Below are 19457 nucleotides of genomic sequence, written 5' to 3' on the forward strand. Positions count from 1 at the left end.
GTCAACGCCCATGTCGCGACGCGGAGCAGGCGTCGATCGTGTTCAGGCCCAAGAACTTCTGTCGCCATAGTGCCGCCTCCATTCAAGCGACACCGTTGCACTGCCAAGGTCCGCTTTCCACCCATCGCGGACCTTCCGAAGATCCGCGATGGGCGTCGGCCTCATTCCGCCAGCTTCGGCTGCTCCCGCTCGCCGTCCATCCGCCGTTGGCCGGCGGTCAGGCCGCGCAGGCGGCGGCGCGCGAACTGGGCCACGTCGTCGACGATGGTGAAGATCGCGGGGATGTAGAGCAGCGACAGGAAGGTCGAGGAGATCAGCCCGCCCAGCACGGCGATGGCCATGGGCGAGCGGAACTCCACGTCGGCGCCCCAGCCGATGGCGATGGGCACCATGCCCGCGCCCATGGCGAAGGTGGTCATCAGGATCGGCCGCGCCCGCTTGTGGGCGGCGTCCATGATGGCGTCGAACCGCTTCATGCCCTCCTGCTCGGCGATGATGACGTAGTCGACCAGCAGGATGGAGTTCTTGGCCGCGATCCCCATCAGCATCAGCACTCCGATCAGGGCCGACATGGAGAAGCTGCGGTCGGCCAGCACCAGGGCGATGAAGGCCCCGCCGATGGCCAGGGGCAGGGCGGCCATGATGGTGATCGGATAGGCGAAGCTTTTGAACAGCAGCGTCAGCACCGCATACATCAGCAGGATGCCCGAGACGAAGGCGATGGCGAAGCCGGTGATCATCTCCTGGATGAACTCGGCGTCCCCGGCCGGCACCTGGCGCACGCCGGCGGGCAGGTTCTGCACGGCGGGCAGGCGCTGCACCGCCTGGCCGGCCGCGCCGGTGGTGATGCCGTCCAGCTCGGCCGTGATCGAGGCGATGCGCGAGCGGTCCTGGCGGCTGACGGTCGCGGGGCCGGCGCCGAAGGCGATGTCGGCCACGGCGCTGAGCGGCACCGAGGTTCCCGACGCCGTCGGCACGCGCAGGTTCTCCAGCACGTTCAGGTCCTCGCGCGCCTCTTCGGTCAGCTGCAGGCGGATCGGGATCTGGCGGTCGCCCAGATTGTACTTGGGCAGGTTCTGGTCGACGTCGCCGATGGTGGCGACCCGCACCGCCTGGGAGATGGTCCCCGCCGAGACGCCGGCCAGGGCGGCCTCGTCCGGTCGCGGGGTCACCACGATCTCGGGGCGGGCGATGGCGGCGGTGTTGACCACATTGGCCAGGCCGGGGACGCCGCGCATCTGTTCCTCGACCGCGCGGGCGGCGGCTTCCAGGGTGTCGGGATCGTCGCCCAGGATGGAGAAGGTGTAGCTGGTGCCGTCGCCGGGCCCGCCGCCCTGCTGGGCGATGCCGGCGCGGATGCGGGCGCCGGGGATCTGCTTCATCTGGTCGACCATGACGCGGGCGAAGGCCTGCTGGCTCAGGTCGCGGTCGCCCTTGGGCACCATGTCGGCATAGACGTTGGCCTGGTTCACGTCCTGGCCGCCGATGGCCGCATAGACCGAGGTGACCTCGGGCCGGGCGTCCAGCAGGTCCGTGACCCGCTGCACGATGGCGTCGGTCTCGCGCAGGGTGGTGCCCGGCGGCGTCTCGATCTGGAAGGCCGCGCGGCCCTCGTCGGCCGGCGACATGAACTCGAACGACATCCTGGCCGCGATCGACAGGCCGATGGAGCCGATCAGGAACAGCGCCCCCAGGATGAACACCTTCCAGCGATTGCCCAGCGACCAGCGCAGCGCCTTCAGATAGCCGCTCATCCAGAACGGGTCGCGATCCTCGTGCTTGGTGTGCTTCAGCATATAGGCCGCCATCAGCGGCGTCAGCGTGCGCGCCACGACCAGCGAGAAGAACACGCTGATGCAGGCCGCCAGGGCGAAGGCCTTGAAGAACTGGCCGATGATGCCGGGCATGAAGCCGACCGGCGCGAAGACGGCGATGATGGTGCCGGTGGTGGCCACGACCGCCAGGCCGATCTCGTCGGCGGCCTCGACGGCGGCGTCATAGGGCGGCTTGCCGTCGCGCATGTGGCGCACGATGTTCTCGATCTCGACGATGGCGTCGTCGACCAGGATGCCGATGGTCAAGGACAGCGCCAGCAGCGTCACCACGTTCAGCGACTGGTCCATCGGCGCCAGGATGGCGAAGGTCGGGATCAGCGACATCGGCATGGCGGTGGCGGCGATCAGGGTCGCGCGCCAGTCGCGCAGGAAGATCCACACCACGATCACGGCCAGGACCGCGCCCAGGATCAGGGCCTCCAGCGAGGCCAGATAGCTTTCCTCGATATACTGGACGCTGGACGTCACCTGCTGGATGGTTCAGGTTGGGATTGGCGTCGTCCAGGCGGGCGACCTCGGCGCGGACGCGCTTGGCCAGGTCGACCTCGCTGGCGGTGCGCGAGCGCAGGAAGTTGAAGGTCACCGCCTCCTGACCGTCGTAGCGGGCGATGCGGCGCGGCTCGCCCCACTTGTCCTCGACCTTGCCCAGGTCGTCCAGGCGCACGGTGCGCCCGTCGCCCAGCGGCACCAGGGTCTGGCGCAACTGCTCCAGCGAGGTCGCGGCGCCGACCGTCCGCACGGCCCGCTCGGACCCGGCCACGGTGACGCGGCCGCCCGGCAGGTTGTTGTTGACGTTGACCAGGGCCTGGCTGACCTGGGCGGCGGTCACGCCATAGGCGGCCAGACGCTGGGGATCCAGCTCGACCCGCATCTCGCGATCGACCCCGCCGGAGCGGTTGACCTCTCCGACCCCGCCCAGCGCTAGCAGCGAGCGACTGACCTCGTTGTCGATGAACCAGCTGATCTGTTCCGGCGACATGGTCGCGGAGCGCACGACATAGGTGATCAGGGCGTCGCCGGTGATGTCGATGCGCTGGACCGTCGGCTCCTGCATGTCCTGGGGCAGGCTGGCGCGCACGCCGCTCATGGCGTTGCGCACGTCGTTGGTGGCGCGCTCGGTGTCGGTGCCCAGCTCGAACTCGATGGTCGTGGAGGACACGCCGTCCGAGACGTTGGAATAGATGTGGCGCACGCCCGACAGGCCGGCGATCGAGTCCTCGATCAGGCGCGTGACCTGGACCTCCATCTCGGCCGGGGCCGCGCCCGGGCGGGCGGCGGTGACGGCCACGATGGGGAAGTCGATGTCGGGGTTGTTGTTGATCCGCATCCCCGCGAAGCCGGTGATCCCCGCCAGCGTCAGCAGGATGAACAGCAGGATGATCGGGATGGGGTTCTTGATCGCCCAGGACGAGATCTGGTTCATGGCCGGGCCCTACTTCGCGGCCGGCTGGGCGGGAGCCTGGGCGGGCGCGGCGGGACGGCCGGCGCCGGTCGTGGCCACGGCGACGCGGTCGCCGTCGTTCAGGAAGCCCGCGCCCTGCACCACCACCCGGGCGCCGGTCTGGACGCCGCTGACGGCGGTCTGCGCGTCGGTGCGCGACAGCACCTCGATTGGCTGGAAGCGGACGGTCGCCCCGTCCGCGCTCAGCACGAAGACGCCCGCGCGGTTGTTGCGATAGAGCACCGAGGCGGTCGGCACCGTCGTCGCCGGCTGGTCGCCCACGGCGATGCTGGCGCGGGCGAACATCCCCGGCTTCAGCTGGCTGCCGGGCGCCAGGGAGATGCGGGCCACGCCCAGGCGCGTCTCCGGGTTCACCTCGGGCGTCACGATGCGCACCGTGCCGGTGGTTGATCCCGCCTCGCTGGAGGTGATCGCGGCCGACTGGCCGGCGCGGATCAGCGGCAGTTCGGTCTCGGGCACCTGGGCGTCCAGCTCCAGCCGGCCGTCGCGCACCATGCGGAACAGTTCGGTCCCGGCCTGGATGATCTGGCCCTTGGTGACGCTGCGGCTGATGATCTGGCCGCTGACGGGCGCGCGGATGGTGGCCTGGCTCAGCTGGGTGCGGGTCTGGGACAGGGTGGCGCGGGCGGCGGCCAGGTTGGCGGCCGAGGACCGCTGGTTGGCCAGGGCCGTGTCCAGCGACGCCTGCGACAGGAAGCCGCGCGCCTTCAGCTCCTGGGCGCGGGCCAGGGCGGCGTCGTCGCGGGCCACGTTCGCCTCGGCCAGCTGGACCTGGGCCTGCTGCTGCTGCTGCTGGGCGCGCAGCAGGACGTCGTTCATCTGCACCAGGGGCTGGCCCTGGCGGACATAGGAGCCCTCGTCGACATAGAGGGCGGTCGCCGTCAGTCCGCCGGTCTCGGCGGCGACGGGCACCTCTTCCCAGGCCGAGACGGTGCCCGAGGCGCTGACCTTGCGGTCCAGGTCGGTCTGGCTGACCGTGGCGACGGTGACGGTCTGGCGCGACGCGCCGGCCTTTTCGAGGCCTTTTCGTCGCCGTGGCCGCCGCAGGCCGCGAGAAGCATCACGCCAAGGGCCGCGGTCGCGGCCAAGGTCGAACGGCCGAGGGTCGAACGAGAGAGGGTGAACACGGAAACGGTCCTTGCGTCTGTGGTCCCTGAGACCGGGCGGGAAGGCGACTGTGCGGTTTCGTCCCATACCGCGTCCGGGAAGTCCGCTCAAACGCCCACAGCTTTCATTGCAAAGGCTTAATGTGGCGCGGTGAAGGTCGTCGCGGCCCCCGCCGCTTGGTCCCGGCCCGCGCGCGTGATAGGGGCGCGCGCATGACCACGCCGCCCATCGACCGCATCCGGAACTTTTCCATCGTCGCCCATATCGACCATGGGAAATCCACCCTGTCCGACCGCCTGATCCAGGCGACCGGCGGCCTGTCCCAGCGCGAGATGTCCGAGCAGGTGCTGGACAACATGGAGATCGAGCAGGAGCGCGGGATCACCATCAAGGCGCAGACCGTGCGCCTGGAACTACACGGCCCGCGACGGGCTGGACTATGTCCTGAACCTGATGGACACGCCGGGCCACGTCGACTTCGCCTATGAGGTCAGCCGCTCGCTGGCCGCCTGCGAGGGCTCGATCCTGGTGGTGGACGCCTCCCAGGGGGTCGAGGCCCAGACGCTGGCCAACGTCTATCAGGCCATCGACAACAATCACGAGATCGTGCCGGTCTTGAACAAGATCGACCTGCCCGCCGCCGAGCCGGACCGGGTCAAGGCCCAGATAGAGGACGTCATCGGCATCGACGCCTCCGACGCCGTCCTGGCCAGCGCCAAGTCGGGCTTGGGCATCGAGGACGTGCTGGAGGCCGTGGTGGCCCGCCTGCCGGCGCCCAAGGGCGACGCCAACGCCCCCCTGAAGGCCATGCTGGTCGACGCCTGGTACGACCCCTACCTGGGCGTCGTCGTGCTGGTGCGCGTGTTCGACGGCGTGCTGAAGACCGGGATGCGGGTCAAGATGATGCGCAACGGCTCGACCCACCTGATCGACCGCGTCGGCGTCTTCCTGCCCAAGAACACGCCGGTCGATCAGCTCGGCCCCGGCGAGGTCGGCTTCATCACCGCCCAGATCAAGGAGGTGGCCCACGCCGCCGTCGGCGACACCATCACCGACGAGAAGAAGCCGACCGCCGAGCCGCTGAAGGGCTTCAAGGAAGTCCAGTCGGTGGTCTTCTGCGGCCTGTTCCCGGTGGACGCCGCCGACTTCGAGGACCTGCGCGCCGCCATCGGCAAGCTGCGCCTGAACGATGCGTCCTTCACCTATGAGATGGAATCCAGCGCCGCCCTGGGCTTCGGCTTCCGCTGCGGCTTCCTGGGCCTGTTGCACCTGGAGATCATCCAGGAGCGGCTGAGCCGCGAGTTCAACCTGGACCTGATCGCGACGGCCCCCAGCGTCGTCTACAAGATCAAGCAGCGCGACGGGACCGAGATCGACCTGCACAACCCGGCCGACCTGCCCGACGTGATGCAGATCGAGTCGATCGCCGAACCGTGGATCAAGGCGACCATCCTGACGCCGGACGAATATCTGGGCGGGGTCATCAAGCTGTGCCAGGACCGGCGCGGCATCCAGTCCGAACTGTCCTACGTCGGCAGCCGGGCGATGGTGGTCTATGAGCTGCCGCTGAACGAGGTGGTGTTCGACTTCTACGACCGGCTGAAATCGATCTCCAAGGGCTACGCCTCGTTCGACTACGAACTGACCGACTATCGCGAGGGCGACCTGGTCAAGATGTCGATCCTGGTCAACGCCGAGCCGGTGGACGCCCTGTCGATGCTGGTCCACCGCGCCCGGGCCGAGACGCGCGGCCGCGGCATGGTCGAGAAGATGAAGGAGCTGATCCCGCCGCACCTGTTCCAGATCCCGATCCAGGCGGCCATCGGCGGCAAGATCATCGCCCGCGAGACGGTGCGCGCGCTGCGCAAGGACGTGACGTCCAAATGCTACGGCGGCGACGCCACCCGCAAGAAGAAGCTGCTGGAGAAGCAGAAGGCCGGCAAGAAGCGGATGCGCCAGTTCGGCAAGGTCGAGATCCCGCAGGAAGCCTTCATCGCCGCCCTGAAGATGGACGAGGACTGAGGCCCCGCCTCAGTCCCGCGCCTGCGCGCGTCGGCCAGCAGCTGCTCCACGTGCTCGAAGGTTTCGACCACGTCCTGGGGCGGCGCCGTGTCCAGCTTGCTGACGACCACGATGGCCAGCAGGCTCAGCAGGAAGCCGGGGACCATTTCGTACAGCACGCTGCTCAGCGCCGCGCCGTTCGGCAGCACGGGGGCGTAGATCCAGAACAGCACGGTGGCCGCGCCGACGATCATCCCCGCCAGGGCGCCGTTGCGGGTCATCCGCTTCCACGTCAGCGACAGGATCACCAGCGGCCCGAAGGCGGCCCCGAACCCGGCCCAGGCCTGGGACACCAGGCTCAGCACGTTGCTGTTGGGATTGTAGGCCAGGCCGATCGCCGCCAGGGCGACGGCCAGCACCGCCAGCCGCCCGACCATCACCAGCTCCTTCTGCGGCGCGTTCCGGCGCAGGAAGACGGCGTAGAAATCCTCGACCAGCGAACTGGACGACACCAGGAGCTGCGACGAGATGGTGCTCATGATCGCCGCCAGGATGGCCGCCAGCAGGAAGCCGGTGATCAGCGGGTGGAACAGGATGTCGCTCAGCACGATGAAGATGGTCTCCGGGTCCGCGATCTGAAGCCCCGTGCGGGTGGCGTAGGCCAGACCCGCCAGGCCGGTGCCCAGGGCGCCGATCACCGTCACCGCCATCCAGCCCATGCCGATGTTGCGCATCGTCGGCACGTCGCGCACCGAGCGCACGGCCATGAAGCGCACGATGATGTGCGGCTGTCCGAAATAGCCCAGCCCCCACGCCAGGGCCGAGATCGCGCCGATCACGGTGACGCCCTGAAAAAGGTCCAGCAGGCCGGGATCGATCCCGCGCACCGTCTCGGTCATGCCGCCCACGCCGCCGATCTGGCCCAGCGCCACGATCGGCACCAGAACCAGGGCCACGAACATGATGCAGCCCTGGACGAAGTCGGTCAGGCTGACGGCCATGAAGCCGCCGATCATCGTATAGGCCAGCACCACCCCGGCGGTCAGCCACAGTCCCCAGCCGTAGTCCAGGCCGAAGGCGCTCTGGAACAGCTTGCCCCCCGCCACCATGCCCGACGAGGTGTACAGGGTGAAGAAGACCACGATCACCACCGCCGACACGATCCGCAGCAGGCGCGACCGGTCGTTGAACCGCTTGCCGAAATAGTCGGGAATGGTCAGGGCGTCCTGCGCCGCCTCGGTATAGACCCGCAGCCGCGGCGCCACGATCAGATAGTTGGCCAGGGCGCCGACGAACAGGCCGATGGCGATCCACGCCGACGACAGGCCCGACACATACATGGCGCCGGGCAGGCCCATCAGCATCCAGCCGCTCATGTCCGAGGCGCCGGCCGACAGCGCCGACACCGTCGGCCCCAGCCTGCGCCCGCCCAGGACATAGCCGGACACGTCGTCGGTGCTGGTCCGAAACGAATAGACGCCGATGCCCAGCATCAGCGCAAAATACAGTCCGAGGGTGATGTAGGTTCCGATTTCCATGCCCTGGGGTAGCAAGCGAAATCCCCCGCCGACAACCCTTTGCGGCCAAATCGGGGCAGGGCGGCCCCGGCCTCAGGCCGCCGCCGCCCCCTCGGGCAGGCCCAGGTCCTCGCGCAGTTCGCGCGGATGCAGCCGCGCCATCGCCTGGTCCAGCACCTCCAGCGGCCTCAGCGAACCGTCCGCCCGCCAGAAGGCCTGGCGACCGCCGCATCGCCGAACTGGACGCCCAACTGACCGCCGCCGGCCTGACGCCCGTAGAGGAAGACGACCGAAACCGCCGCATCCGCCTGGGTCAGGACATGCATATCAGCCCCTTGGGCAAGGTCGTCTCGACGGAGGACTGGGAGCGGTCGCTGGACGACGAGCGGTGAGGGGGCGTCCCCTCACATCCGCCGACAGGTTCCGCGCCCGCTGAAGGCCAGCCAGCCCTGATCCCGCAGCACCTGCAACTGCTGCCTGATCTTGGGCCGCACATGGCTGTTGCCGGGATAGAGGGCCGAGAGGCGCGGCTCGAAGACATAGACGTCAGCCAGGGTGAACTCCGCCCGCCCGATGGCCTCCACGCACCGCATCACCTCCAGCAGCCAGCCGCGCGCGTTCAGTCCGGCGTCCCGCAGAAACAGGGTGCTGCGCCACTGGTCCAGCACCGCCGCCTTGGGCACATGCAGCCCATTCCGGATCAGCGGAATCCGCCCCGCCGCCGGAACCTGGCCGATCAGGATGTTGCAGCCCTGCCAGCCCGCGCGGCGGGCGTTCGGTCCCAGCGGCTTGCGCGGCTCGATGATCGCGTTGGTGAAAAAGTGGCGCGGCACGACGATCAGGTCGGTGACACGGGTGCGGCCCCTGTCATAGGCCATGACCAGCAGGCTGGGATTGTTGCGCGCCTCCAGGCGCGCGGTCATCGCGCGATAGGCGCCGTTCACGACCTTCGGTCCCAGGCGTCCGCGCTTGGCCTTCAGCTCATACCCTCGGCGTAGGTCGGGCCCTCGGCGTAGGTCGGGCAGCGAAGTCCGCGACGGGCAAATTATTGGGGAAGGGCCGCAGCGCCTCAGCGGCTGCATAAGAGTGCAGAAAGCCGATATTGAGCCAAATGCTCAACCCAGGCCCCTCCAGAAGCATCGCTGGACGCACATAAAATGGCGCAGTATGCGTGTAATATCGCGCGAACGAATTTGACTCGGTTCTGCATCGATGCGATGCATATTGTAAGAAATATGGAGGCTAGGTTGGCTGGTAGTAGCTCGAGTAAGCGCGAAAAATTTCGGGAACTCGCTTCAAGCCGAGCCGATAAGGCCCTGGAAGCTATTGAAAGAATAGGAAATCTTTCAAACGTTCAGCTGTACGAATGGGACCAAGCTGAGGTCAAGAAAATCATCAAAGCGCTTCGCGATGAGGTTTCCCGAGTGGAGGCCCGATTCGAGAGTCCGGGCCGTCGGCGGCGCGAACGGTTTACGTTGTGAGGAGGGCGATATGAGCGAGATTAGTGCGATACGCGTCGACGATCAGGACTTTTTGGTTACCAGCCTGATCGAGCGTTGCCCAAAGAAGATGATGATCCGCGAGCTATTCAAGAATGCGGTGGAAGCTGCTGAGCAGCTCGGCGGCGAAGGGCGCGTGGAATTCGGTGTCACAGAAGAATTTTTTGAAACCCCGAAACTGACCATCTGGAACAATGGACCGGGAATGGACGAGTCCGAGCTGCGTCAGATGACAAACCTTGCTGCCTCGATCCGTAAGGTAAAGGGGTTGGACGCTAACTTCGGGATGGGCGCGAAAGTCGCGTCCCTGCCGTCAAACCGGCAGGGTCTGGTGTATCGGTCATGCAAGAATGGTCGAGTTCACGAGACCATACTTTGTGAACGCGATGGGGCCTTCGGCAGGCTGCGCCGTCAAGGATCGGACGGAACCGACCTGGGGGACGTCATCGACGTGACAGAGCAGATCGATCAGGCTTGCATTAGAGACATCAGCGAGGATTGGACGGAGGTCACTCTCCTAGGCAATCGTGACAAGCAAAATACCGCCGTCGATCCCTATGATGGCGACCCAGCGGTCAAAAAATTCTGGCTGGCAAATGCGCTTTATCACCGCTTCTACAGGCTTCCTGAAGTGAAGGTGATTTTAGATGAAGGAACGCAGGCTCGCGATGGCCGCCGTACGTTTGAGACTATTCCAGCTCGAATTTCTAAGGGTGCGTTCTCTCAGTTTGAGATGGTATCGCTGCCAAGCGGTGTAAATATTCACTACATATACGACGGTCCGTTTAACGAAACTAGCCATAACAAATCGATAAGCGGGGCGATTGCTAGCGCTGTCAGTACGTGTGCGGTGGTGTATAAGGGTGAAATGTACTCTGTTGCAATGGGTAGGGATTGGACTATCCAGGCTCCATCTTTTGGTATTTCTTTCGGCGCAAAACATATATCTGTTCACATAGAGTTGCCTGACGATTTTAAGGTTCGGCCTGAAGCCTACCGTCAATACATTAATCATTTGGATGGCGATCAGTCGCAAGTCAATGCGTCTGATTTCGCGGTTCTTGTTCTAGAAAATCGACCTGATTGGCTGGTTGCACTCATCCGCTCTCTAGCTCCAAATACCGGAAACTCTGACGAAGAAATAAGAAATAGTCTGCAAGAGCTGCTGAATAGGTATCGCATAAAAATGCCTTCCCCGGCTGTCAGTGCCGTGGGGCCTGTCGATGTTGATCCCGGCACGGGAGGCGGCAGTGCTACGGCACCGCGCCAAAATGGCGGTGGTGGCGGCACGAAGACCGATGACTCTCGGCGGAAAAGTACAGATCTTAGCGTTGTGCAATCAGGCGCCCAAATGGCTCGAATGGCGCAGAACATGCAGCGTGCACCGAGAGCCTGATCCGGCTCCACGACGAGCAGGAGATTGCTGATAAGAAGATCGTGGGGCGGGCTGGTCGCTATTGCCCGGGAACGGGAGAGCTGTACATCAACATGCTGTATCCAGCTGTCGAAGCGATGGTCGATCAGCTGCGAAAAGAATACGCTCATGCCCCGGATGCTCACATCATGCAAGATTTGGTCCGATCTCAATCGGAAGATTCGATGGTGCGTCGCGTCGGGCGCGGTGTAGTTTTTGCTTTGGCTAAGCGGCTTTCCAAGGAATGGGACGAGGAATCCATGAATAAGGCTCTGGAGCCCGAAAGCTTGAGCATTGCCGCTGATAACTTTGAGGACAGCCTTCAAGATGCTCGTCGGGCAATAGGGCAGACCCTGCGGGTGCGTAGGGTCAGTGCTCAGAGCGAGGAGCTTCAGGAAGCAGTTTAGTAGGCGAGGGGCGCTTCTTGCCTTGGAGGGTTACCGTCCCTTCCTGAACGCCTCCGCCTTCTCCGCCGCCGCCTGGGCGCGCCACTTCTTCGGGGCGGACTTGTCGACCTCTTCGCCGGCGGCGGTCAGGGCCTCGTTGGCGAACTCCAGGTCCATCAGCTTCATGCGCTTGATCTCGTCGCGCAGGCGGGCGGCTTCCTCGAACTCCAGGTTGGAGGCGGCCTCGCGCATGCGGCCTTCCAGGTCCTTCAGCGCCGCCTGGAAGTTGGAGCCGACGAAGGGCTTGGCCTGTTCGGCGACGCCGGGGCGGGTCAGGCGGTCGATGTCGCGGGACTCATAGGGGCTTTCCAGGATCTCCTTTATGTCGCGCTTGACGCTTTCGGGCGTGATGCCGTGTTCGGCGTTGTAGGCCTGCTGCTTCTCGCGGCGGCGGTCGGTCTCGGAGATGGCGCGTTCCATGCTGCCGGTCATGCGGTCGGCGTACAGGATCACCCGGCCGTCCACGTTGCGGGCGGCGCGGCCGATGGTCTGGATCAGCGAGGTCTCGGAGCGCAGGAAGCCCTCCTTGTCCGCGTCCAGGATGGCGACCAGGCCGCATTCGGGGATGTCCAGCCCCTCGCGCAGCAGGTTGATGCCGATCAGGCAGTCGAACGTCCCCAGCCGCAGGTCGCGCAGGATCTCGATCCGCTCCAGCGTGTCGACGTCGGAGTGCATGTAGCGGACGCGCACTCCCTGTTCGTGCATGTATTCGGTCAGGTCCTCGGCCATCTTCTTGGTCAGTGTGGTGACCAGGCTGCGGTAGCCGCGGGCGGTGGTCGCCTTGACCTCGTCGATGACGTCGTCGACCTGGTTGCGGGTGGTCCCCGAGACGGGGCGGATCTCGACCGGCGGGTCGATCAGGCCGGTGGGGCGGATGACCTGTTCGACGAAGACGCCGCCGGACCGCTCCATCTCCCACGGGCCGGGGGTGGCGCTGACGTGCACCGTCTGGGGCCGCATGGCGTCCCATTCCTCGAACTTCAGCGGGCGGTTGTCGATGCAGGACGGCAGGCGGAAGCCGTATTCGGCCAGGGTCGACTTGCGGCGGTAGTCGCCGCGGAACATGCCGTTGATCTGGCCGATGGTGACGTGGCTTTCGTCCACGAACAGCAGGGCGTTGTCGGGGATGTACTCGAAGAAGGTCGGCGGCGGCTCGCCCGGCGCGCGGCCGGTCAGCCAGCGGGAATAGTTTTCGATGCCGGCGCAGCTGCCGGTGGCCTCCATCATCTCCAGATCGAAGCGGGTGCGTTGCTCCAGCCGCTGGGCCTCCAGCAGCTTGCCGTTCTCGACCATCCAGTCCAGCGTCTCCTTCAGCTCCGCCTTGATGCCCAGGGTGGCCTGGTTCAGCGTCGGGCGCGGGGTGACGTAGTGGCTGGCGGCGTAGACCGTGACCTCGTCCAGGGCGGCGGTCTTCTTGCCGGTCAGGGGATCGAACTCCTCGATCGCCTCGATCTCGTCGCCGAACAGGCTGACGCGCCAGGCCCGGTCCTCCAGGTGGACGGGGAAGATTTCGATGGTATCGCCGCGCTTCCTGAACATCCCCCGCTCGAAGGTCGCGTCGTTCCTCTTGTACTGCAGCGCGATCAGGTCGGCCCGCAGCTTCGCCTCGTCGATCGTCGCCCCGACCTTCAGGTCGAACGTCATCGCCGTATAGGTCTCCACCGAGCCGATGCCGTAGATGCAGCTGACCGACGCCACCACGATCACGTCGTCCCGCTCCAGGATCGCCCGCGTCGCCGAGTGGCGCATCCGGTCGATCTGCTCGTTTATGCTTGAGTCTTTCTCGATATAGGTGTCGGTGCGCGGAACATAGGCTTCCGGTTGATAATAGTCGTAATACGATACGAAGTATTCGACGGCGTTGTCCGGAAAGAACGACTTGAATTCCGAATACAGTTGGGCGGCCAGGGTCTTATTGGGGGCCAGGATCAGGGCCGGGCGCTGGGTCTGTTCTATGACCTTGGCCATGGTGAAGGTCTTGCCCGAGCCGGTGACGCCCAGCAGCACCTGATCGCGGTCGCCGGCCTGCGCCTGGGCGACCAGTTCGGCGATGGCGGCGGGCTGGTCGCCGGCGGGCGTGTACTTGGTCTCGAGCCGGAATTTGCCGCCTTTTCGGGCGCCCTCGCGCGAGGGGCGGTGCGGGGTCCAGTCGGCGGGGGCGGCGGGCGCCTCCTCCGGCGTCAGGCGCGGGCCGGCCACGGGGGCGAACATCGGCATCTTGCCCGTGTCGCGGATGAAGGCGGCGGCGGCCTCGCGCACGCCGGGATCGGGCACGTGGACGGGCTTGTTCGTCTTCGTGGGCGTCGATTTCGGCGAGGAGGAACGGTTCATGAACGAAAGCTAGTGCGCCAAGGACGGTTTCGCCATAGCGCGCGGGCGCCGAGGGAGGTTGCGTCAGGCGGCGCGGCGCCCGTGCTTGACTCCCTCGCACAGTATGCCGCATACACTGTGTGGCACACACTATGTGATGCATGGAGGGTGCGGGTGGGCGCGGACGAGGAACTGCTGTTCGAGAGCCTGAGGCTGGAGCTGAGGCGGGGGTCGCTGATCCTGGCCGTGCTGGCCAGCCTCAGGCGCGAGCAATACGGCTATTCGCTGCGCGTCGCGCTGAACGAGGTCGGCGTCGAGATGGAGGAGAGCACCCTCTATCCCCTGCTGCGCCGGCTGGAGAGCCAGGGGCTGCTCGACAGCGAATGGCGCGAGGAAGATCGACGGAAGAAGCGGTTCTACCGCCTGTCGCCGCGGGGCGAGGCCATGCTGGCGCGGCTGGCGGCCGAATGGCGGGGCCTGTCCGCCTCGCTGGAGAAGATGCTGTGAACACCGGGAAAGAAGGAGGGGCCGGGATGGACCTGGTCGAACGCTATCTGAAGGCCGTCGCGGCGCAGCTGCCGAAGGAGACGCGCGAGGACATCGTCGCCGAACTGCGCGACGACATCATGGGCCGGATAGAGGACCTGGAGGCGCGGCTGGGCCGGGCGCCGACCGACGACGAGGTCGAGGCGCTGCTGCGCGAGGCGGGGCATCCGCTGACGGTGGCCGCGCGCTATCGCCCGGGACCGCAGGCGCTGATCGGGCCGGAGCTCTATCCCTGGTGGCTGTTCGGCGTGAAGGTCGGGCTGACGGTGATGGCCTGCGTCACCCTGATCGGCCTGGCGGCGCGGGTGCTGGCCGGCGACGTCTATCCGGGCCAGGCGATCGGCCAGGGCGTGGCCAGCCTGTTCAGCGGGGCGGTGTCGATCATCGGCATACTGACCGTGGCGGGCTTCATCCTGGAGCGGCAGGCGAAGAAGCCGGACTTCATCGCCAAATGGCGCGTCAAGGACCTGGGCCTGTTCGAGCTGGGCGGAAACATCGACGCCGACGACTGGAGCCGCAAGCTGTCGGGCGACTGGTCGGAGCCGAAGGCCAAGCCGGGCCCGGCGGTGAAGGAAAGCGCCGAGATGTCGCCGGTGGCCCGCGCGGTGGCCAGCGCCATCGGCTGGACGGTGGTGCTGCTGTGGTGGACGGGCCTGCTGCCGGTGATGGCGATCCGGCCCCGAGGAACTGGCCGGCGTGGTCGACGGCGTCGACTATGGCCTGATCCTGCGCCAGATGGTCCAGGCGGCCTATTGGCCCGTGACCCTGTTCGCGGTCTGCCGCATCGGCTTCGACCTGATGCGGGCGGCCTCGGGCGGAAACGCGCGGCTGACGGCGCTGGGCGACCTGGCGTTCGGCGCGGCGGCGGCCTGGGGCGTGCTGTGGATCTGGTTCTGGTCGGCGCTGAGCCCGGTGATCTGGGTGGGCACGGTCACGGAATTCATCCAGCGCGTGAGCGGACTGTTCGACCGGGTCGACGGCGACGTCGGCGGCCTGGCGACCATCCTGATGGTGGTCGTGGTCTGGGCCTTCCTGGCGGAGGTCGCGCGCATGCTCCGGGCGGCGGGCCGGCTGGCGGTCGGCCGGTGAGTTTCCGCAGCGGAAGCGGCTGAACCTTCGGACGCTTTCGCCGTTCCGGCCAAGCGGCGCCATTCCGGCCCGCATCGGGGCTGGATCGTCGCGTGACATTGCAACAGGGTTTGGCCTTCGGGCTGGTGGGGCTGACGGTCGCGGCCTTCATCTGGGGACGGTTCCGCTATGACCTGGTCGCGGTGGGGGCCCTGGTCGCGGGCCTGGCGATCGGCGTGATCCCGGCCGAAGACGCCTTCGAGGGGTTCGCCAACGATGTGACGGTCATCATCGCCTGCGCCCTTGTGGTGTCGGCGGCCTTCGCCAAGTCCGGCATCGTCGAGATGGCCCTGAAGCGGGTCATGCCCTACCTCAAGACCGAGCGCAGCCAGGTTCCGGTGCTGACCACGGCGGTGACGCTGCTGTCGATGGTGACGAAGAACGTCGGCGCCCTGGCCATCATGATGCCCGTGGCCCTGCAGGTCGCCCGCCGCACGGGCACGCCGCAGTCGCGCCTGCTGATGCCGATGGCTTTCGGCGCGATGGCGGGGGGCATGGTGACGCTGGTGGGCACGTCGCCCAACATCCTGGTCGCCGAGGTGCGCCAGGACATCGTCGGGCAGCCGTTCCAGATGTTCGACTACGCCCCCGTGGGCCTGGCCCTGACGGCGGCGGCGCTGGCCTTCCTGGCCTTCGGATACCGGCTGCTGCCCAAGGATCGGACGGGGGCGCTGGGCCTGTCGGCGGCCCTGTCGGCCAACGCCTATCTGACCGAGGCCCATGCGCCCGAGGATTGGCCGCTGGAGCCGACCACGATCACCGCCCTGAGCGAGGCGGCCGGCGGCGAGGTCAAGGTCATGGCCCTGATCCGCGAAGGCAAGCGAAAGGCCCGGCCGCGGGGCAACACCGTGGTCCGCCCCGGCGACACCCTGTTGCTGAAGGGCGGGCAGGAGGCGCTGGAGGACTTCATCGACGCGGCGCGGATGAAGCTGGTGCGCGGCGACCGGCCGGTGCTGCTGGAAGAGGCCAAGGACGAGGTCCATCTGGTCGAGGCGGTGATCGGGGCGGACTCTCCGTTGACCGGCCAGTCGGTGCGGCAGCTGGACCTCTACGGCCAGCATGGGCTGAACCTTCTGGGCGTGTCGCGCAGCGGATATGAGCTGACCCAGCACCTGCGGACCGCCAAGCTGCAGTCGGGCGACGTCCTGCTGCTGCAGGGCTCCGAATCCAACCTGCCGGCCCGGTTGGCCGAACTGAGGCTGCTGCCCCTGGCCGAGCGCGAGGTGCGGCTGGGCGGCGCGCGCCGCAAATTCCTGCCGGCCGTGGTCCTGGCCGTCGCCATGGTGATGGTCGGCTTCGGCGTGATCCCGGTGTCCATCGCCTTCTTCGGCGCGGCCGTGGTGATCGTGGCCCTGGGCGGACTGAAGATGCGCGAGGCCTATGCGGCGCTGGACGGGCCCCTGCTGGTGCTGATCGCCGCGCTGATCCCCGTGTCGGACGCCATCCAGCAGACCGGCGGGGCCGACCTGATCGCCAGCGCCCTGCGCGGCCTGTTCGAGGGCATCCCGCCGGTGGTGGCGGTGGCGGGAATGATGCTGGCGTCGATGGCGGTGACGCCGTTCCTGAACAATGCGGCGACGGTTCTGGTGGTCGCGCCCATCGCGGCGACCCTGGCCCAGCAGCTGGGATACCGGCCCGATCCGTTCCTGATGGCGGTGGCGGTGGGGGCGGCGTGCGACTTCCTGACCCCCATCGGACACCAGTGCAACACCATGGTCATGGGGCCGGGCGGCTACAAGTTCTCGGACTATCCCAAGCTGGGCCTGCCGCTGAGCCTGCTGGTGCTGCTGATCGGGCCGCCGACCATCCTGCTGTTCTGGCCGATGTAGGCGCCCGGCGCGGTCGTCAGGCCAGGATGTCGAGCAGGGTTCCCGTCATCTCGTCGGCGGTCTTCAGCACGGCGACATTGGCCTTGAAGGCCGTTTCGCTCTCGACGCGCTCGACCACTTCCCGTTCGAGGTTGTCGAGCGGTTGGGCGGCGGTGCGGCGCGCGCTGGCCTCGAAACGGCTCTGGGCCGACATCAGGCCGGCGGCGGCGATGGACGTGGCCTGCATGGCGGCTCTCCTTCGCCGGCCAGAATGGACGGGCCCCGTCAACGGGGACTGAAGCAACAGGGTGAACGGCGAAATCCGCCCCACGCCCGCCTTTATCCGTGTATAGAGCGCGCCATCCGCCCGGCCTGAGGACGTCCTCGGCCGGGCGCGGCCGTTTCGGCCGCCGTTCGCTGTTCAGGTTTCCGATGCCCTTTCCCGCCGTCCACCCCGCGCTCGACCGCGCGCTCGCCAACAAGGGCTACGCCGAGCCGACGCCGGTGCAGGCCGCCGTGCTGGAAGAGGGTCACGCCACGCGCGACCTGCTGGTCTCGGCCCAGACCGGATCGGGCAAGACGGTGGCGTTCGGCCTGGCGGCGGCGCCGACCCTGCTGGGCGACCGGCCGACCTTCGGCCCCGGCGGCGCGCCCCTGGCCCTGGCCATCGCCCCCACCCGCGAACTGGCGCTTCAGGTGGCCGAGGAGCTGCGCTGGCTCTACGCCGACGCCGACGCCAAGATCGCCACCTGCGTCGGCGGGATGGACGCCCGGCGCGAGGCGCGGGCCCTGGGCTTCGGCGTCCACATCGTCGTCGGCACGCCGGGCCGCCTGAAGGATCACATCGACCGGGGCAACCTGGACCTGTCGCAGCTGAAGGTCGCCGTCCTGGACGAGGCCGACGAGATGCTGGACATGGGCTTCCGCGAGGACCTGGAGTTCATTCTGGACCAGGCGCCGGCCGAGCGCCGCACCCTGCTGTTCTCGGCCACCATCGCGCGCGACATCGCGACCCTGGCCAAGCGCTATCAGAACGACGCCGTGCGGATCGACGCCACCGACAAGAGCCGCCAGCACGCCGACATCGAATACCGCGCCTATCGCATCCAGCCCAACGAGATCGAGCACGCCACGGTCAACACCCTGCGCTGGTTCGAGGCGGGGCGGGCGATGGTGTTCTGCTCGACGCGCGACAGCGTGCGCCATCTGCAATCCTCGCTGCTGGAGCGGGGCTTCGCCTCGGTCAGCCTGTCGGGCGAGATGGGCCAGAGGGAGCGCACCGAGGCGCTGCAGGCCCTGCGCGACGGCCGTGCGCGGGTGTGCGTGGCCACCGACGTGGCGGCGCGCGGCCTGGACCTGCCCGACCTGGGCCTGGTGATCCACGCCGAGCTGCCGGTGAACCGCGCGGCCCTGCTGCACCGGTCGGGCCGCACCGGCCGGGCGGGCAAGAAGGGCGTCTCGGTGATGCTGGTCCCGCATTCGCGCCGCCGCAAGGCCGAGCGCCTGCTGGCCGAGGCCGGGGTGGAGGCCCAGTGGACCGGCGCCCCCACCTTCGACGAGATCGGGAAGGCCGACGACGCGCGCCTGCTGGACCCCGTCCATTTCGAGGCCGAGGTCTCGGATGAGGACATGGCCGTCGCCAAGCGCATGATCGCCGAGCGCACGCCCGACGAGATCGCCGCCGCCCTGGTCCGCCTGCTGCGCAAGGAGCAGCCCGCGCCGGAGGAGCTGTCCGACCCGGCCGCCGACCGTCCGGGCAAGCGCGAGCGGGTGCGCGCCGACGACGGGACCGCCGCCCAGCCGTGGCCGGGCGAACGGCTGCAGCCCGACGAGGTGGTCTGGTTCCGCATGGACATCGGCCGCAACAAGAATGCTGATCCCAAGTGGCTGATCCCGCTGATCTGCCGCGTAGGCGGCGTCTCCAAGCCGCAGATCGGCTCGATCCGCACCTTCCCCGAAGAGACGCGCTTCGAGATCGCCAAGACCCACGAAAAGGCCTTCCGCGAGGCCGTCGCCGCCTCCAGCGAAGACGTCCGGATCACGCCGTCCGAAGCGCCGACGCCCGGTTCGATGAAGGCGGCGAAGTTCGCCGGCCACAAGTCGGGCGGCCCGCGCCGCGACGACGGCGAGCGCCCGTTCAAGAAGCCCTACGCCAAGCGCGCCGAGGGCGGGGAGGGCGACGCCCGCCCGCCGTTCAAGAAAAAGCCCTGGGCGCCCCACGCCGACAAGGCCCGGGGCGAGGGCGGCGAAGGCGGCAAGTCCTTCGCCAAGAAGCCGTTCAAGCCCAAGCCGGGCTTCAAGAAGGGCGGCTTCAAGAAGGGATGATCGCAAGACGCCCCTGCCCGTGAAGCGGGAGGGGGCCGGCGGCGCTTGCCAGACCCGCG

The 19457-nt window shown here is 67.4% G+C and carries 11 protein-coding genes and 3 pseudogenes; 7 read left to right on the forward strand and 7 right to left on the reverse strand.

Features of this window, described 5'->3' with window-relative positions:
• Window positions 1–161 precede the first annotated feature (161 nt).
• A pseudogene (locus MU852_RS11980) lies at window positions 162–3258 on the reverse strand (efflux RND transporter permease subunit).
• A 9-nt stretch (window positions 3259–3267) separates the two neighbouring features.
• A complete protein-coding gene (locus MU852_RS11985) occupies window positions 3268–4491 on the reverse strand; it encodes an efflux RND transporter periplasmic adaptor subunit (RefSeq protein WP_249749760.1) in 1224 nt (407 codons plus the stop codon).
• A gap of 125 nt (window positions 4492–4616) precedes the next feature.
• Between MU852_RS11985 and lepA the strand changes: the two are divergent.
• Window positions 4617–6426, forward strand: a pseudogene (gene lepA / locus MU852_RS11990) (translation elongation factor 4).
• A 50-nt stretch (window positions 6427–6476) separates the two neighbouring features.
• Here the strand turns inward: lepA and putP are convergent.
• From putP to MU852_RS12005, 3 genes and pseudogenes are all read right to left on the reverse strand, one after another.
• Window positions 6477–7943: pseudogene (gene putP / locus MU852_RS11995) on the reverse strand (sodium/proline symporter PutP); the annotation flags it as partial.
• Window positions 7944–8110: 167 nt separating this feature from the next.
• Window positions 8111–8248, reverse strand: coding sequence for a hypothetical protein (locus tag MU852_RS12000; protein ID WP_249749761.1), 138 nt, complete (start codon window positions 8246–8248; stop codon window positions 8111–8113).
• A 78-nt stretch (window positions 8249–8326) separates the two neighbouring features.
• A complete protein-coding gene (locus tag MU852_RS12005) occupies window positions 8327–9004 on the reverse strand; it encodes a DpnI domain-containing protein (protein ID WP_283843611.1) in 678 nt (225 codons plus the stop codon).
• Window positions 9005–9413: 409 nt separating this feature from the next.
• On the opposite strand from MU852_RS12005, the gene MU852_RS12010 reads away from it, so the two are divergent.
• Window positions 9414–10817, forward strand: a complete 1404-nt coding sequence (locus MU852_RS12010) for an ATP-binding protein (protein ID WP_249749763.1) — start codon at window positions 9414–9416, stop codon at window positions 10815–10817.
• 92 nt (window positions 10818–10909) lie between these two features.
• Window positions 10910–11242, forward strand: a complete 333-nt coding sequence (locus MU852_RS12015) for a hypothetical protein (protein WP_249749764.1) — start codon at window positions 10910–10912, stop codon at window positions 11240–11242.
• 30 nt (window positions 11243–11272) lie between these two features.
• On the opposite strand, the gene uvrB is transcribed toward MU852_RS12015, so the two are convergent.
• On the reverse strand, window positions 11273–13498 hold the full coding sequence (uvrB, locus tag MU852_RS12020; RefSeq protein ID WP_249751950.1) for an excinuclease ABC subunit UvrB: 2226 nt from the start codon (window positions 13496–13498) through the stop codon (window positions 11273–11275).
• A gap of 267 nt (window positions 13499–13765) precedes the next feature.
• Between uvrB and MU852_RS12025 the strand changes: the two genes are divergently transcribed.
• The 3 genes from MU852_RS12025 to MU852_RS12035 all read left to right on the forward strand — a co-directional run bounded on the left by MU852_RS12025 (window position 13766) and on the right by MU852_RS12035 (window position 17094).
• On the forward strand, window positions 13766–14098 hold the full coding sequence (locus MU852_RS12025) for a PadR family transcriptional regulator (RefSeq protein ID WP_249749765.1): 333 nt from the start codon (window positions 13766–13768) through the stop codon (window positions 14096–14098).
• Window positions 14099–14124: 26 nt separating this feature from the next.
• The gene (locus MU852_RS12030; RefSeq protein WP_249749766.1) at window positions 14125–15249 is read left to right on the forward strand and encodes a hypothetical protein; all 1125 of its coding nucleotides are present in this window, start codon (window positions 14125–14127) and stop codon (window positions 15247–15249) included.
• Window positions 15250–15318: 69 nt separating this feature from the next.
• Window positions 15319–17094 carry an SLC13 family permease gene (locus MU852_RS12035; RefSeq protein ID WP_249749767.1) on the forward strand — a complete coding sequence of 592 codons (1776 nt, stop codon included), beginning with the start codon at window positions 15319–15321 and terminating at the stop codon, window positions 17092–17094.
• A gap of 16 nt (window positions 17095–17110) precedes the next feature.
• Here the strand turns inward: MU852_RS12035 and MU852_RS12040 are convergent, their stop codons facing one another.
• The gene (locus MU852_RS12040) at window positions 17111–17320 is read right to left on the reverse strand and encodes a flagellar basal body rod C-terminal domain-containing protein (protein ID WP_249749768.1); all 210 of its coding nucleotides are present in this window, start codon (window positions 17318–17320) and stop codon (window positions 17111–17113) included.
• 185 nt (window positions 17321–17505) lie between these two features.
• Between MU852_RS12040 and MU852_RS12045 the strand changes: the two genes are divergently transcribed.
• Complete coding sequence (locus MU852_RS12045) at window positions 17506–19398, forward strand: DEAD/DEAH box helicase (RefSeq protein ID WP_249749769.1); 1893 nt, start codon at window positions 17506–17508, stop codon at window positions 19396–19398.
• Window positions 19399–19457 lie beyond the last annotated feature (59 nt).

Source organism: Brevundimonas albigilva (assembly GCF_023503965.1).
Lineage (GTDB): Bacteria > Pseudomonadota > Alphaproteobacteria > Caulobacterales > Caulobacteraceae > Brevundimonas > Brevundimonas albigilva.